Origin of the sequence: Paenibacillus sp. FSL E2-0190 (assembly GCF_037992965.1) — a bacterium.
Classification (GTDB): Bacteria; Bacillota; Bacilli; order Paenibacillales; family Paenibacillaceae; genus Paenibacillus_AQ; species Paenibacillus_AQ odorifer.
Map to the genome: position 1 here is coordinate 3,007,420 of NZ_CP150306.1, position 15,004 is coordinate 3,022,423.

General features: G+C 42.1%; 15 protein-coding genes. 12 read left to right on the forward strand and 3 right to left on the reverse strand.

The window, feature by feature from the left end; all coding sequences use genetic code 11:
* Positions 1-77 precede the first annotated feature (77 nt).
* Entirely contained in the window at positions 78-1,469 is a 1,392-nt protein-coding gene (locus NST25_RS12975; protein WP_340394146.1) for an alpha/beta hydrolase-fold protein, read from the forward strand.
* A gap of 171 nt (positions 1,470-1,640) precedes the next feature.
* Here the strand turns inward: NST25_RS12975 and NST25_RS12980 are convergent, their stop codons facing one another.
* Positions 1,641-2,369, reverse strand: a complete 729-nt coding sequence (locus tag NST25_RS12980) for an SDR family oxidoreductase (protein WP_340394147.1) — start codon at positions 2,367-2,369, stop codon at positions 1,641-1,643.
* A 164-nt stretch (positions 2,370-2,533) separates the two neighbouring features.
* Between NST25_RS12980 and NST25_RS12985 the strand changes: the two genes are divergently transcribed.
* From NST25_RS12985 to NST25_RS13015, 7 genes are all read left to right on the forward strand, one after another.
* Positions 2,534-2,872 (forward strand): winged helix-turn-helix transcriptional regulator, encoded by a 339-nt coding sequence (locus tag NST25_RS12985; RefSeq protein ID WP_076126032.1) that lies wholly within the window; start codon positions 2,534-2,536, stop codon positions 2,870-2,872.
* Positions 2,873-2,899: 27 nt separating this feature from the next.
* Positions 2,900-3,352: a hypothetical protein gene (locus NST25_RS12990; protein ID WP_081392446.1), complete on the forward strand. Its 453-nt coding sequence runs from the start codon at positions 2,900-2,902 to the stop codon at positions 3,350-3,352.
* 219 nt (positions 3,353-3,571) lie between these two features.
* Positions 3,572-4,588 (forward strand): ABC transporter substrate-binding protein, encoded by a 1,017-nt coding sequence (locus tag NST25_RS12995; RefSeq protein WP_076310428.1) that lies wholly within the window; start codon positions 3,572-3,574, stop codon positions 4,586-4,588.
* Between the two features lie 13 nt (positions 4,589-4,601).
* On the forward strand, positions 4,602-5,618 hold the full coding sequence (locus tag NST25_RS13000; RefSeq protein WP_076310429.1) for an iron ABC transporter permease: 1,017 nt from the start codon (positions 4,602-4,604) through the stop codon (positions 5,616-5,618).
* A gap of 25 nt (positions 5,619-5,643) precedes the next feature.
* Positions 5,644-6,648 carry an iron ABC transporter permease gene (locus NST25_RS13005; protein ID WP_076279113.1) on the forward strand — a complete coding sequence of 335 codons (1,005 nt, stop codon included), beginning with the start codon at positions 5,644-5,646 and terminating at the stop codon, positions 6,646-6,648.
* 19 nt (positions 6,649-6,667) lie between these two features.
* Positions 6,668-7,468: an alpha/beta hydrolase-fold protein gene (locus tag NST25_RS13010; protein ID WP_248548138.1), complete on the forward strand. Its 801-nt coding sequence runs from the start codon at positions 6,668-6,670 to the stop codon at positions 7,466-7,468.
* Positions 7,469-7,479: 11 nt separating this feature from the next.
* On the forward strand, positions 7,480-8,232 hold the full coding sequence (locus tag NST25_RS13015; protein ID WP_312147815.1) for an alpha/beta hydrolase-fold protein: 753 nt from the start codon (positions 7,480-7,482) through the stop codon (positions 8,230-8,232).
* A gap of 63 nt (positions 8,233-8,295) precedes the next feature.
* Here the strand turns inward: NST25_RS13015 and NST25_RS13020 are convergent, their stop codons facing one another.
* Together NST25_RS13020 and NST25_RS13025 are read right to left on the reverse strand one after the other, a co-directional pair.
* A complete protein-coding gene (locus tag NST25_RS13020; protein WP_340394150.1) occupies positions 8,296-8,832 on the reverse strand; it encodes an SRPBCC domain-containing protein in 537 nt (178 codons plus the stop codon).
* A gap of 51 nt (positions 8,833-8,883) precedes the next feature.
* On the reverse strand, positions 8,884-9,216 hold the full coding sequence (locus NST25_RS13025) for a metalloregulator ArsR/SmtB family transcription factor (protein ID WP_076280772.1): 333 nt from the start codon (positions 9,214-9,216) through the stop codon (positions 8,884-8,886).
* Between the two features lie 345 nt (positions 9,217-9,561).
* On the opposite strand from NST25_RS13025, the gene NST25_RS13030 reads away from it, so the two are divergent.
* From NST25_RS13030 to NST25_RS13045, 4 genes are all read left to right on the forward strand, one after another.
* Positions 9,562-10,200 carry a universal stress protein gene (locus NST25_RS13030; protein ID WP_232061321.1) on the forward strand — a complete coding sequence of 213 codons (639 nt, stop codon included), beginning with the start codon at positions 9,562-9,564 and terminating at the stop codon, positions 10,198-10,200.
* A 127-nt stretch (positions 10,201-10,327) separates the two neighbouring features.
* A complete protein-coding gene (locus tag NST25_RS13035; RefSeq protein WP_076126230.1) occupies positions 10,328-13,192 on the forward strand; it encodes a Na+/H+ antiporter subunit A in 2,865 nt (954 codons plus the stop codon).
* Positions 13,192-13,527, forward strand: coding sequence for a Na(+)/H(+) antiporter subunit C (locus NST25_RS13040; protein ID WP_036686402.1), 336 nt, complete (start codon positions 13,192-13,194; stop codon positions 13,525-13,527). The genes NST25_RS13035 and NST25_RS13040 overlap by 1 nt, the downstream gene beginning before the upstream one ends.
* Positions 13,524-15,002, forward strand: a complete 1,479-nt coding sequence (locus tag NST25_RS13045) for a Na+/H+ antiporter subunit D (RefSeq protein WP_076189930.1) — start codon at positions 13,524-13,526, stop codon at positions 15,000-15,002. The genes NST25_RS13040 and NST25_RS13045 overlap by 4 nt, the downstream gene beginning before the upstream one ends.
* Positions 15,003-15,004: the final 2 nt, after the last annotated feature.

Below are 15,004 nucleotides of genomic sequence, written 5' to 3' on the forward strand. Positions count from 1 at the left end.
AAATGTTCATAATCCCATATAAATCCTGTATAATAAGAGTTGTGAAAACGTTTGAACAAAAAATCAGGAGGGGTTCTATGCATTCAAATGGATTATTTAGATGGAGCTTTTTGGGGTTTGCAGTATTAGTTTTGTTAGCGCTTTCGGGATGTTCCAGTTACGAAAATGTAAATGAAAAAGTTGCTACATCACCAACCCCCAATCCAACGATAAGCAATACTTCTAATGCATCGGAGAACCCAACCAATGTGGGGGCGGCAAAAGGTACTGTGCACATAGAAAATATAGGTGAGCGGAGAATATTTGTTTATTTACCTGCAGGTTATGAAGCTGACAGTGAGCGTTATCCTGTTGTGTATATGCACGATGGGCAGAATATTTTCAATACAAATACCAGCTCTTTAGGCAAAGAATGGAGAGTTGAGGAGATTATTGATCAGCTCGTTGCTGATGGAACCATGGAGAAGGTTATCGTGATAGGAGTCGCTTCAAGTGATGGATCAGAACGGGGAATGGAGTATGTTCCATTTCCGGATGAGTCTATTCCTTCGGATGGAGCGAGTGCAGCCGAATTTACCCAATATTTTATCAATACAGTTATTCCCTATGTTGATGGTGCTTACCGGACCATTCCCGATCGGGATCACCGGATGATAATGGGATCGTCATTCGGTGCTATTCAGGCTTTATGGATGGGGTATCAGCACCCGGAGACCTTCTCAGCGATAGGGGCTTTATCCCCTGCCACTTGGGTAAGCAATGGACGTATATTGGATGAGTTGGCGAAAGAGTCCGGGAAGCCTGCATTGAAGATTTGGCTCGACATGGGCGTAACCGAAGGAATGCCAATTGATCCGCTTGTGACTGTACTAAAGTCGAAGGGATTTGTATTAGGGAAGGATCTATTCTTTCAGATGGACCCTTTGGGTACACATGAAGAGAAGTCATGGAATAGACGTGTACATAGTCCATTGATTATGTTCGCCGGGAAAGAGGCTGGACAAACGATCAAGCATGAAGTAAGTGACTATCTGACATTAATCGGACCAGAAGCTATCGATATACGTCTTAATTTACTAGTCACTATGGATAATGGGATGGATTTTACAATCCTTGATGGAGTTGAATATCAAGTGTTGAATCCTGAAGTAGGGCAGGTAGACAAGGCAGGTAAGGTGAGCTTCCTGAAGCCGGAATCCTTGAAAGTAAATGTTTCATTTCAAGGTGTTACTGAAGAACATTTGGTTAACTATGAGCATTATGTAAAGGTATTTAAAGTTTATGTGAAATCTCTTGATGTTGACGAGAACGGGGATGAGTTCTCCATTAATCTGAAGGCCTCTGCTCGAAAAATAAATTCAACTCCTGAGTATATCACAGCGCTAGTGAGCGCTGCTGAAAAAATCGGTATATATAAAATTAAGGAGACTCAGGAGGATGTAATTCGTATAATCTTTACTACGAAGTAGTCATAGAAATTAAAATTCAACTGAGATTATGCTCCTTTTTTGAATTTACTATGATCGTAACTAAGGGGAAATGATCCCCTGGCTGATAATCAGGGAATTTCTCCCTGACTCTTTAAACTAAAGAAGCTGAGTCAATAAGTAGCGTTTCCAACTTATTGACTCAGCTGTTTTTTATCGCAAAATATATCCCCCATCCGGAAATAAAGTACTTCCTGTTGTATAGCTATTGGTCATCAAATAAATCGTTGTATGTGCTGCTTCGTCGGCATGACCAACCCTCCCAAGGATATTGATATTCGTATATTCGTCGTAAGCCTTGTCTCTAGTTTCCTGTTCTGCGCCTTCCCAATTAAAGTTGGTATGAATGGTTCCAGGGGAGATGACATTTACCCGAATCGGAGCCAATTCTACTGCTAATGCTTTTCCCAGACTTTCAATCGCGCCGTTACAAGCTGCATAGGAGGCACCGTCTGCAAGTGGACGCTGGCTGAATGCGCCGGACATAAGAACAATGGAGCCTGTTGGGTTGATAGAAGGGATGGCATGCTTTACAGCATTATATTGCGGCCAGAACTTTGCATTAAAGCAACTGTGTGCAATCTCCAAGCTAGAAGTAATCGGTCCTCTAACATAGGAGGCTCCCGGAGTGAACAAATGGTCAAAAACGCCGATTTTTTCAAAGAAATCCTTCAAGTCCTGTTCATTTTGATTATCTAGTGAATGAATTTCAACAGAATCGAATCCCAGAAGGTGTTGAGCTTTCTCTAATTTATCTTGTGAACGCCCAGCGATTATGACAGCTGCGCCTTGTTCAATCGCTTGTTTGGCAGTCGCAAGCCCTATTCCGGAGCTTCCTCCGATAATGACGATGCGCTGGTTTTTTAATGAAATAGTGGACATATTTATCTTCTCCGTTCATAGTTAATTGGACTTATTAAGTTTTGTTTTTATTATTAGCTATAAAATATAACCTGCACAGTACGCACTTTTTTCGTACTAGGTACGATTTTTCGTACTAGCTGGTTCGAACATACAGTTATATAACTATCGAAAGAGGGGATCGCATGGATTTGCTGGAGCCGAGATTAACCGGGGTTCTTACAACACTTGAAAAGATCGGTGGAAAGTGGAAGCCGCTCATTTTATTTATTTTATTGATAGATGGCACAAAACGATTTGGTGAACTTAGACGGATTATCCCAGATGTCTCCCAAGGTACGTTAGCTAAACAATTACGGGAGCTTGAAGAGGATCAGCTTATCGACCGGGTGAGTTATCATGAGCTTCCACTCAGGGTGGAATATAGTATTTCAGAACATGGCAAATCCCTAATTACAGTTTTGGATAGCATGTGTGGCTGGGGTAGGATGCATAAAGAATATTTGAATAATACAAGTAAGTAGAGGGGGTACATTATTATTCATACTATTTTGCAGGAACCAACGGGTCAGACCTACAAGACGCTGGTACAGGTAGCTATGGAAGTATGTGATGAATTTATTCTAGTAAAACGTGATCAGATGGAGTTGGAGCCAGAAGGATATGAACTGCTTGAACAGCTGGAACCTTTTCTCAAAAAGGTCATAAAAGATGACTATTGGCCGGGGACTCGGCTTATGGGGCATTATGCAGATGTTTATTTTTTTGATTGTTCACCTGAAGCGGTCAATATTCTTTTATCCTATTCCACCAGCTTGTACTCGTGGGTACAGACCAGGCTGCCTGATGATCTTTGTTTTCTAAAACAGGGACAACCGTGGCTAATCAATACAGCCCATGAGAGAGAAAGCAATTTGCTCACTGATGTGGATGAGGAACTTAATAGACTAGAGGCGTGCGGATTATTGTTCCGTGACTTATCTGAGTTTTATAACGCTGATTAAAAAATGGACTCATATTTATAGTGCAGAAGAACCCGCATTTGGTGCGGGTTCTTCTGCATGTTCACTAATCATTCAACGCAACTGTTAAATTACAAGATTTCATATAATCAAAGAAAAGTATTGATAATTATTCTCATATGATTTAATATGATAACGATTCTCATTATCATTACTTTAGTTTGAAGAATGATAAATAAAATATAGATGGGGAGATTGATTATGAATCAGAAAAAATATTTATTAGCTGGGGTATCAGCAGTTTTAGCTTTGAGTTTGGCAGCTTGCGGTAACAATGAAAAGGATAAGACAGCTTCAGAAAAAAGCACAAATAATGCTGCAGTAGCAGCAGAAGGAACTGCAAATAACAATGGAAATGCGGCTCAGGAGGCTGTTGCCACTGAACAAACCGTTACATATTTGGGCAAGGATTATGTCGTGCCTGCAAAGATTAATAATATTGTAGCAGCAAGTCTCGAATCTATGGAAGATGCTGCCATACTGGGAGTGAAACCTGTAGGTGTACTTGCAATAGCTGATGCTATTCCAGGTTATCTGTCAACTGACCTAGCGGGTGCATCCTTAGTGGGAGATAAATTTGCTCCAAGTAATGAAGCGATTCTGCAACTGGATCCAGATGTTATCTTAGGGTCTTCCAAGTTTGGGGAAGATGTGGCCGGCGCACTTAATAAAATTCAAACGATGATTCCTTATTCACATATTTCAACAAACTGGAAAGATAACTTGCTCTTATTAGGCCAATTATCCGGTAAGACCACAGATGCAGAAAAAATTATTAGTGATTATGAATCTAAAGCTGCGGGTGCAAAGGCTGAAATTGGAGAAAAGCTGAAAGATCAATCCATTCTAGTCATTCGTATTCGTCAGGGCAGTATGTGTGTGTATCCTGCTGGCGTTTATTTGAATCCGGTTATTTATGAAGATCTGGGTGCTGCCATTCCTGAGGTGATCTCCTCTACAGAAGCACAAGCAGAGCTTTCATTAGAAGCTTTGGCGGATATTAATCCGGACTATATTTTCTTGCAGTTTGAGACTAGTGAGAATACTGATAATGCAACAGCACTTGATGATTTGCTCAAGAATCCGATCTTCAAAAGCGTAACTGCTGTCAAAAATAAGCATGTGTTTGTAAATGCAATTGATCCGTTGGCACAAGGTGGAACGGCTTGGTCTAAAGTAAGATTCCTGGATGCGGCAATTGAAAACCTGTTGAAGTAAAACCGAAGGTGCGATGAATAAGATGAATACAAAAAATTGGAAAGTTATATTGATCCTATCAACTTCTCCATTATTCATCGTATTAGCAATGGTTGTATCCGTCTTATATGGTGTTAAAGATATTGGAATATTGACAATATGGCAGGCGATTACACACTTCGATGCTAATAATGTGGACCACAACATTATTATGACATCTAGATTTCCGCGTGTAATCGCCGCTTTATTAGTTGGAGCGGCTCTGGCTGTTTCAGGGGCGTTAATGCAGGGGATTACACGTAACTATCTTGCATCACCATCGATTATGGGAGTAAATGACGGATCGGCATTTGTTATTACGTTGGCTATGGTGTTTTATCCGGGATTATCGAATGTTCAGATGATTATTTTATCTATGGTGGGTTCAGCCATCGGAGCAGGTTTGGTTTTCGGATTTGGTTCATTGGTTAAAAACGGTTTATCACCAGTCAGGTTAGCTATTATTGGGACTGTAATTGGTACTTTTTTAAGTAGTATCGCCTCAGCAGTAGCGATGTTTTTTCAAGTCTCACAAAATGTTAGCGTCTGGTATAGCTCGAAAATACATACCGTTAATCCAGATATGCTAATATTATCAGTTCCTTTTATAATCGTTGGACTGCTCTTGGCGGTTAGTATTTCTAAGTCAGTAATGGTTGCTTCCCTGGGGGATGAAACCGCGATTAGCTTGGGTCAACGAACAAAATGGGTGAAAATTGTCAGTATTATATCTGTTATATGTCTGACCGGGACAGCAGTAGCTTTAGTCGGCAAGATAGCCTTTGTGGGTCTAATCATTCCTCATATTACACGTTTTATCGTAGGTATAGACTATCGCTTTATCATTCCTTGCTCAGCGGTGATTGGAGCTGTTTTTTTAGCGTTTTGCGATGTCTTAAGCCGTTATATTAACTTTCCGTTTGAGACGCCAATTGGTGTTGTAACAGCCTTTATTGGCATCCCTTTCTTCCTTTATTTAATTCGGGTTAAAGGGGGAGAGCAGCGTGGATAGAAGTAAAGTACAGTTTAGCCGCTATATGCTTACACTATTAGTTTTTATCCTGTTAACCCTTGTGGCCGGGTATTTTCATCTTACGAATGGCGTGTTTGATATGTCTGTAATGGACGTGATAAAAACACTGCTGCGAATAGATCCTAATGCTAAATTTGACCTGGTTATTTTTCAGTTTCGGTTACCACGGATCATTATTGCCTCATTAGTAGGAATAGGTCTGGGGATGGCGGGAACTGTCATTCAAGGGATTACCCGTAACGGGCTGGCTGATCCAGGTATCCTTGGGATTAATGCAGGCGCAGGAGCTGCCATCGTTGCATTTATGTTTTTCTTTCAGATGTCGGGAGTTACTTTTTTTAAAGAAAGCTGGTTCTCGATACTAGCCATGCCGCTGTTTGGTTTTGTAGGTGGGCTTGCCGCAGTTGTCATTATCTTTATTTTTTCATGGCGGAATGGTGCACTCGATATGCAACGCTTGATTTTGACAGGGATCGCGATTAGCAGTGGTTTTGGTGCGTTGTCGTTGTATATTTCTCTGAAAATGAATGCAAGTGATTATGAGATGGCTGCGGTTTGGAGTGTCGGAAGTATTTACAGCGCGAACTGGACTTATATCATTACGATCGCACCTTGGGTGCTTATTTTAGGATTTATAATGTATCGAAAAAGCTATTTACTCAATTATTTTCAATTGGAGGATTCCAGTACAAAGAGCTTAGGGATCTCTGTAGAAAAAGAAAAGCTGATCTTTCTGTTATGCAGTGTGGGGATCGTAAGTGTTTGTGTATCTGTATCCGGTTCTATAAGTTTTATAGGCTTGATGGCTCCTCATATCGCCAGAAGATTAGTAGGGATTAATCACCGCTATATTATGTTATCCAGTGCAGTGGTAGGGATGTTTTTGCTGGTGATCTCGGATTATTTTGCCAAAACAATATTTCAGCCGGCAGAGTTACCCGTGGGTATAGTCGTTTCGATTATTGGAATTCCTTATTTCTTATATTTATTAGCAAAGTCAAGAGTGTAGGGGAGAGTGTACAGAAAAAATGACAACACAAGTAGAGCTCGAACACACAGAATCATGGAAACTTGAATCTCAGTATATGGGTTACACGTACGATATAAAGGTTTCTCTTCCCAGAGAAGCAGCACCAGAAAAGGGCTTCCCCGTGTATTACATGCTCGATGGTAATTCATATTTTCAATTGGGTCGGGATGTTGTGAAATTGCAGTCAAGAAATGCCCCGAAAACTTTTATTGCACCAGCAATTGTGATTGGCATTGGACATTATGGTTCAGATGAAGAGGTCTCTAAAAGAAGATTTTATGATTTCACACCTCCAGCGAAGCATTATGTATATCCGGACCGATTGAAAAATGCTGACATAGGTCCACATGGTGGGGCTGAGAATTTTTTGGCTTTTTTAGAATTAGAGTTAATGCCAGCAATCAACAAGAAATATAATGTGGATCAGTATAAACAAGCCTTGTTTGGTCACTCTCTCAGCGGTCTATTTGTCCTCTGGACGTTATTCACTCGTACGAAGCTATTCCAGTATTATTTGGCCTCTAGTCCATCCATTTGGTGGAATGATCATGAAATCCTGACGTATGCGGAGCAGTTCTATAGCAAGGGTCAAGAGTTGACGGCCGATAAACAAAAGTTATTGATTACCGTAGGGAGTGAAGAGTCGTTTATGGTCGATGACGCAGCAATATTATTTTCAAAATTGAATGAGTATGCTTTGCCTAATTTAGAGGTTAAGCACTATGTCGCACCCAATGAAAATCACGCTTCTGTAGTACCAACGATTATGAGTAGAGCGTTTCGAGTACTGAACTGTTAAGGAGTGGGGATATGACCCAAATGAGGGCAGGCGAGCTTGTGCTTTTTGAACATATGGATCGTCAGATTACCGTGTATTTACCGAAAGAATACCATTTATTCCCGGAGCGGTTATTCCCAGCGGTTTTCTTACAGGATGGAGATTTTTTGTTCAAAGAGGCGATTACAGCTATAGAGAAAGATATGGAAGAGGGAGTAACAGAACCGGTTATTTTTATAGGGATTGATTCTCAGTTGCGGAATGATGAATATACACCTTGGGAAATGCCTGCTCTTTTTAAGGATTGGTCCTTTGGGGGCAAGGGCGATGATTATTTGAATTATGTCTATCAGGATCTTGTACCCTATATCAAAAGCTCCTATCGCATCTCCAACGAGCCGGAGAAATTGGCTTTGGGTGGTGTTTCACTAGGTGGATTAATAAGTCTGTATGCGATGTACAAGACTGAAGCTACTGTTGGAAATTTTATATTGATATCTGCGTCTGTATGGTTTAAAGATTTCATTCATTTCATGGAGACATCAAGACTAGATAGGGAATGCAGAATTTATATGTATGTTGGTGAACAGGAAGGGATCCACAAGACAAACGCCCAGAAGGACATGGTGCCTAACAGCAAACGTGCTTATGATATTTTAAAAGAGAAGATTGTTGGAACGGATCAGCGAGTGAAGTTTGAGACGGATCCGCTGGGCACGCATAATGACACGTTTTTCCTGCAATATTTTCCGAATAGTATCAGGTTCTTATTTCCTGCAAAATAAACATAATAGGACGAGCAGGAGAGAGTATCCTTGCATCGTCCTACTTATCGTGTGATAGCTGCTCTAGTTATTCTTCTGTAAATTCTCAAGATGGGCGTCCAAATTATCGAAGGTTTGGGAAATCCCCTCTAACATCCCCATATCAATCACTTGTTGCAAGGCTTCCGGAGAAGTGTATTTACCGGTATTCACCAGCTTCGTTTGACCCTCCAGGTGGATAAAATCTAGCTGGACAAGCGTTTCAGGCAAATCTTTTGAAATATTACCTTCTGCATCTGAGAATCCATCTGTATAAATGACTTGTTCTGGGACTGTAATTTCCTTATACAACGCCTTGCCCCATGACTCCATACCGTAGAAATCCCCTTGATTCTTATCCACGCACTTCATGCAATAATGCCAAGTACCCCCTGGACGGAAATCGACATTACATACGGGAAGCGTCCAACCTTTTGGACCCCACCAGTGCTTCAAATGCTCAGCCTCAGAAAAAGCCTTGAATACTAGCTCACGTGGAGCTTGGAATACGCGCTCTAATACTAATGTGTTGCCATCAACAACTTTGGATACCACTTGGTTGGACGGGTTAGAATTTGTCATGGGATAGATCCTCCTCAAATTTGTTTGCTTCCTGCCAATTTCGACCTGAGGCTATGATTTATTATTGTTTTCATTTCTCTGTAGCTTTTGTAAATAATCATCCAGTCGATCGTATCGTTCTTCCCATATATGGCGGTAGGAGTCTAACCAATCGTCTATTTCCTTAAATGGATCAGGACGGAGCTTGCAAATGCGCTTGTTAGCAACAGCTTGAACTTCAATTAAGCCCGCTTCACTAAGGACGCGCAAATGCTTGGACGCTTGAGGCTGCCGTAGCTGAAGACTTTCTGCAATCTCCCCAACGGTTAGAGGATTCTCGCGTAATAGTTCAACGATCTGCATGCGGTGGGGCTCAGCTAAGGCACTCATAACGTTAGTATTCATAAACAAGGATCACTTCGATTCATTAAATTCATTCGTATCTCTATTATGACATACTCTGGTTAAGCGGCTCTATAGCGCCTCCTTTTTGGTATTTCCTGTTTGTGATGATAATATACCACGGAGGGAATATTCCTGTAAAGGAATATATAATAACGATTGTATGACAACTGCTAGAGAAGGGCATGATACAAGCATTAAAAAGAAATATGTTCCATGATAACCAACAAACTTTACAAAAAACATAGGAATAGATATAATTAAGTATAACTTATCGGGTTTTAGAATTACGCAAGGGGCCTAACGCCAGTGGGCTCCTTTTGTATTTCTTGGCCATGTTACAGGAGGGTGAAGGTCATACACAATGAAAAGATTATGGTTTGTGTTCATTATGGTCCGCATGGGGAGCGTTTAATCCGGCGTGGTGTCCAACTATCTGAAATTATAGGGGCGCCATTGTTTGTATTAAATGTCGATAGTTCGGATATTGATGAATATAATCAGAGCAAAGAAATGTATATGACGGTCTGGAAACGTCTTGCCGATGAAGCTGGCGCAGAGTTTATCATTCGGAAACGTGAAGGCCGAAAAACAACAGATATTATTGTAGAAGTTGCTGAAGAGAATGAGGTTACACAGATCGTCATTGGACAATCTGCTCAAACTCGGTGGCAGGAGCTTACCAAACGTAATTTCATCAATGAACTCATTGGTAAAATGAAAATGATGGATCTGCATGTCGTGGCTGTGCAGCGGATGCGTGCAGGGCTGGAAGAAACCCATGAGGAAGGCGTTATCGCTTACCTGGTCAAAAACGGGGCTGAGTACCAGCTCAGTGATGAACCTCAGGGAGAGTATTCGCTTAAGGGAAAGTTCTTTCACGAACTACACACAGAATTTGAGAACGGTTTATTCAGAATTGAGCAAGAAGATGGAAAGGCTAGATATCTGCATATTTGTGATGGCACATTGACCGATTCTTTATAATCGGGCTTGCCCTTATCAACTTTGGGGCCTTGTATAAAAGGCCCTACCAATCATATGATCTTTGGCTTTTGGTAAAAAAGTAAGTACTAAAGTTCACAACTTGATAAGCTCAAGTGGAAAAGGAGGACTGCCTTTGCTGCATGTAATCATACTTGTTCCGTTTCTAATGGCCTTAGTAATCGCACTTTTGTCCAAGAGAGCACCCAACCTTCATAGAGGATGGCTTGTTTTCCCTGGTTCACTCGTTTTGTTTGTTTATTTCTTAACCCGGATTCCCGTTATTAAAGGTGGGGATTTGGGATATGAAACCATTTCATGGATTCCTTCACTAGGAATTGATTTGGTTTTCCATCTGGATGGATTAAGTTTGTTGTTTGCTTTGCTAATCACTGGGATGGGTAGTCTTGTAATTATCTATTCAATTTATTATCTGGACCGGCGAAAAGAAGCGTTAACCCCTTTTTATATTTATCTAATGTTGTTTATGGGGGCGATGCTTGGCGTTGTGCTCTCGGATAACTTGATGGTGTTATACGGCTTTTGGGAATTAACAAGTGTTTCGTCATTTCTGTTAATTGCCTTTTGGCATCGGCGGCAAAAATCGCGGTATGGTGCTCTCAAATCTATGTTGATTACCGTATTTGGTGGTTTAGCGATGTTTGCCGGCTTTTTAATGCTTTATGTAATGACAGGCACCTTTAGTATCCGGGAAATTTGGAGTGAGGTTGGCGATATTAGCGGGCATGCTTTATTTATTCCGGCGATGCTACTAATTCTCTTAGGCGCCTTCACCAAATCAGCTCAGTTCCCGTTTCATATCTGGCTGCCGGATGCCATGGAGGCACCGACACCCGTCAGCGCCTATCTGCACTCGGCAACGATGGTTAAAGCTGGATTGTATCTTGTCGCCCGTTTCAGCCCTGTTTTTGCGGGGCAATATGAGTGGTTCTGGGTTGTGTCAGGCGTCGGTTTGATCACCTTGATTTATGGCTCCATCCAGGCGATGAAGCAGACGGACCTGAAGGCTCTATTAGCCTATTCAACGATTAGTCAACTTGGACTGATTATGGGATTGCTGGGAATGGGATCGGCAGCGGCATTTTATGTAGGGGAAGATTCAGTCTTTTACACTGCTGCAACAACAGCGGCTATCTTTCACCTTATTAACCATGCCATCTTTAAAGGCTCTTTGTTTATGATGGTCGGTATAGTTGACCATGAGACGGGTACCCGCGACCTGCGAAAGCTGGGCGGATTGATTTCCATTATGCCGGTTACCTTTACGGTAGCGATGATCGGCAGTTTCTCGATGGCTGGTTTGCCGCCATTTTCCGGGTTTTTAAGTAAAGAGATGTTTTTTACGGCTGTTCTGAATATCCGAAACCTGGATATATTGTCTATTCCCTCGTTGTTTACGCTCTTCCCGGTTTTGGCCTGGATTGCCAGCGTGTTTACTTTTGCATACAGTATGATTTTGGTTTTCCACACCTTTTTCGGAAAATATCAGCCTGAGAAGCTGGACAAAAAACCGCATGAAGCCCCATTTGGACTTCTGCTTGCCCCGTGCCTGCTAGCAGTGCTGTCTATATTTATCGGTTTTTTCCCGAATATATTATCCAAAACACTTATTATCCCTGCAATGAATGCTATTCACCCTATCTTGCAGACCGGAGAACCCTTTGTTGTGAATATTCATTTCTGGCACGGCTTTACACCAGAAATATGGATGACACTTGGTGTTGTGATTCTTGGTATTATTGTATACCGAATCTATGGCCGCTGGAGTCTGGTCGATAAAGAATGGGGCAGTGGCTACACTTTAAATCAAGTCTATGACGGAGTAATCCGGCTGGTCGAGAAATCGTCTAGGGCGTTGACTGGCACCTATATGACAGGTTCCATGCGCCATTACTTGATGTATATCTTCGCTTTTCTGATCGTAGCCATTGGTGGAGCCGTGTGGTATACCGATGGAATAACGCTTGGGACAACTGAATATGCTCCGTTTTCTTTGTTTGAAGTTATTGTTGTTATGGTTATGCTTGTGGGCGCTTTGGCTATCCCCTTTGTTCGTTCCAGAATCACAGCCATTTTGTTAACAGGAATGGTTGGTTATATGGTTACTTTACTCTTTGTTCTGTTCCGGGCACCTGATCTGGCGCTTACCCAGATGATTGTCGAAGTAGTATCCGTTACATTGTTCCTGCTATGTTTTCGGCATTTGCCTAAGCTGGAGAAAGAGCCGCTCAAACTTCGGTCCCGCTTGCCTAAGCTAATTATTTCCATCGGGATGGGAATAACTATGACATTGGTTGCACTTGCTGCTTTAGGCAGTAGTCCGTTCGAATCCATCTCGAAATATTATGTGGAGAATAGCTATACCTTGGGTGGCGGTAAAAATATTGTTAATGTTCTGCTCGTTGATTTCCGCGGCTTTGATACCATGTTTGAAATTACAGTGCTTGGCCTTGCCTCACTTGCTATTTATTCCATGATCAAACTGCAGTTGGATACGGATGGAACTATTGCCCCACTGAAGCGGGCTGTGAAGGATAATAAACCACGTTCTTCTGTAAGTGATGATGTGTTACTACAAGCGGTAGCTAAAGTAGCCTTCGTTATGATACTAATATTTTCGCTTTATCTGTTTTTCGCCGGACATAATAATCCGGGAGGCGGATTTATTGGAGCATTGATGGCATCAGCCGCATTGGTACTGCTCGCCATTACTTTTGGGATTGATATGGTTGAGAAGGTATTGCCTATCGACTATCGTAAGTTAATCGCGGTTGGGGTATCTGTAGCTTTTCTTACAGGAATAGGTTCGTTTTTATTCGATGTACCTTTTCTGAGCCAAGCGTTTGGCTATTTCCAACTGCCACTTATGGGCAAAACAGAACTGACCACAGCAATGTTCTTTGATCTCGGTGTTTTCTTGGCTGTTATTGGTGTCACTATGAATATCATATTTACGATCGGGAGGGATAGCTAATGGAGCTTATTATTGCCCTGGCGATCGGTGTACTGTTTTCCGTAGGTGTTTATCTAGTTCTTTCCAAAAGCTTGCTGCGCATCCTTCTGGGAACCACTTTAATAACGCACGGCGTTCATTTGTTGTTACTGACAATGTCTGGCCTCAAGACAGGTGCTGCACCATTGCTGGGTGAGGAAGCGGAAGCTTATGTCGATCCTTTGCCGCAGGCGCTCATTTTGACCTCTATTGTAATTAGCTTTGGAGTAACAGCATTTTTTATTGTTTTGGCATACCGGACTTACCGCTCGACGGGTACCGATGATGTGGAAGGAACCAAGGAGGAGAGACGATGAACAACTTGTTAGTGCTGCCTCTGCTGATTCCGGCCATTACGGCAGTTATACTCATTTTTTTGAAAGAACGAGTACGTCTGCAACGAATCATAAGTGCCGTCAGTGTGTTTGTAAATATCTTTGTTGCAGGATTCATTGTGTATCAGGTAAATACAAACGGTATCCAGACCTTATATATGGGGGGATGGCGTCCACCTTATGGCATTGTGTTTGTTGCCGATATGTTTTCGGCATTGCTCGTTTTGACTGCGGCCATTGTTGGCGCGGCTTGTCTGTTTTTTTCCTTCGCTAGCATTGGGGAAGACAGGGAACGGTTTTATTACTATCCGTTTTTCCATTTTTTATTAACCGGGGTATTTGGCTCTTTCCTCACTGGGGACCTGTTTAACTTGTTTGTCTGCTTTGAGGTGCTGTTAGTTGCCTCTTACGCTTTGATCGTACTTGGTGGGTCCAAGGGTCAACTGCGAGAGACATTAAAGTATGTATTAATTAATGTGATTTCCTCTTCCTTGTTTGTGGCGACGATTGCTTATTTATATGCCGCGACAGGAACACTGAATATGGCGCATCTATCTATGCGTGTAGCAGAGGCGGGACAAGGCGGTGTAATGAACGTCATTGCGGTCCTGCTGCTAATTGTATTTTCGATTAAGGCAGGTTTACTGCTCTTTTTCTGGCTTCCCGATTCTTATAGTGCACCACCATTGGCTGTTAGAGCCCTGTTTGGGGCTTTGCTAACCAAGGTCGGATTGTATGCAATTACTCGTACCTTTACTTTGATTTTTATTCAAGAACCGGGACTCACCCATACATTGATTGCCTGGATGGCGGGGGCGACGATGATACTTGGGGCAATCGGGGCATTGGCATACAACGATTTGGGCCGAATATTTAATTATAATATCATCATCAGTGTAGGATTTATTGCTTTTGGGATCTCTGTCGCGACTCAGGATTCGTTAAATGGTGTAGTGTTTTATTTAATGCATGACATGGTTGCCAAAGCATTATTATTCTTTCTGGGTGGGATGATTATCTCAGCTTCAGGCACTGACCGCTTAAAAGAAATGGGTGGTTTAATCCGACGTTATCCGTGGACCGGCTGGATGTTTTTTGTACTGACTTTGGCATTGGTTGGTGTTCCGCCCCTTAGTGGTTTCGCTGGAAAAGTGATGATGGTGCGGAGTGGATTTGGCGAGAATCACGTGGCTCTGGCGCTGATTGCACTTGCATCCAGCTTCGTAGTGTTATATTCCTTGATCAAGGTATTCCAGCAAGTGTTCTGGGGTGGCGAGAAAAGGGAAGAACAAGTCAAACCACTTCATTATAAAGCTATGATGGCACCGGCAGCTGTTCTGTTCGCAATTGTAATTCTGATGGGTGTGGGTGCGGAGACGGTAAACGGACTTGTCAGCCAAGCCGGAGCTGTACTGGCTGATCCAGCACTATACATTAACGCTGTCATGAAGGAGTGATA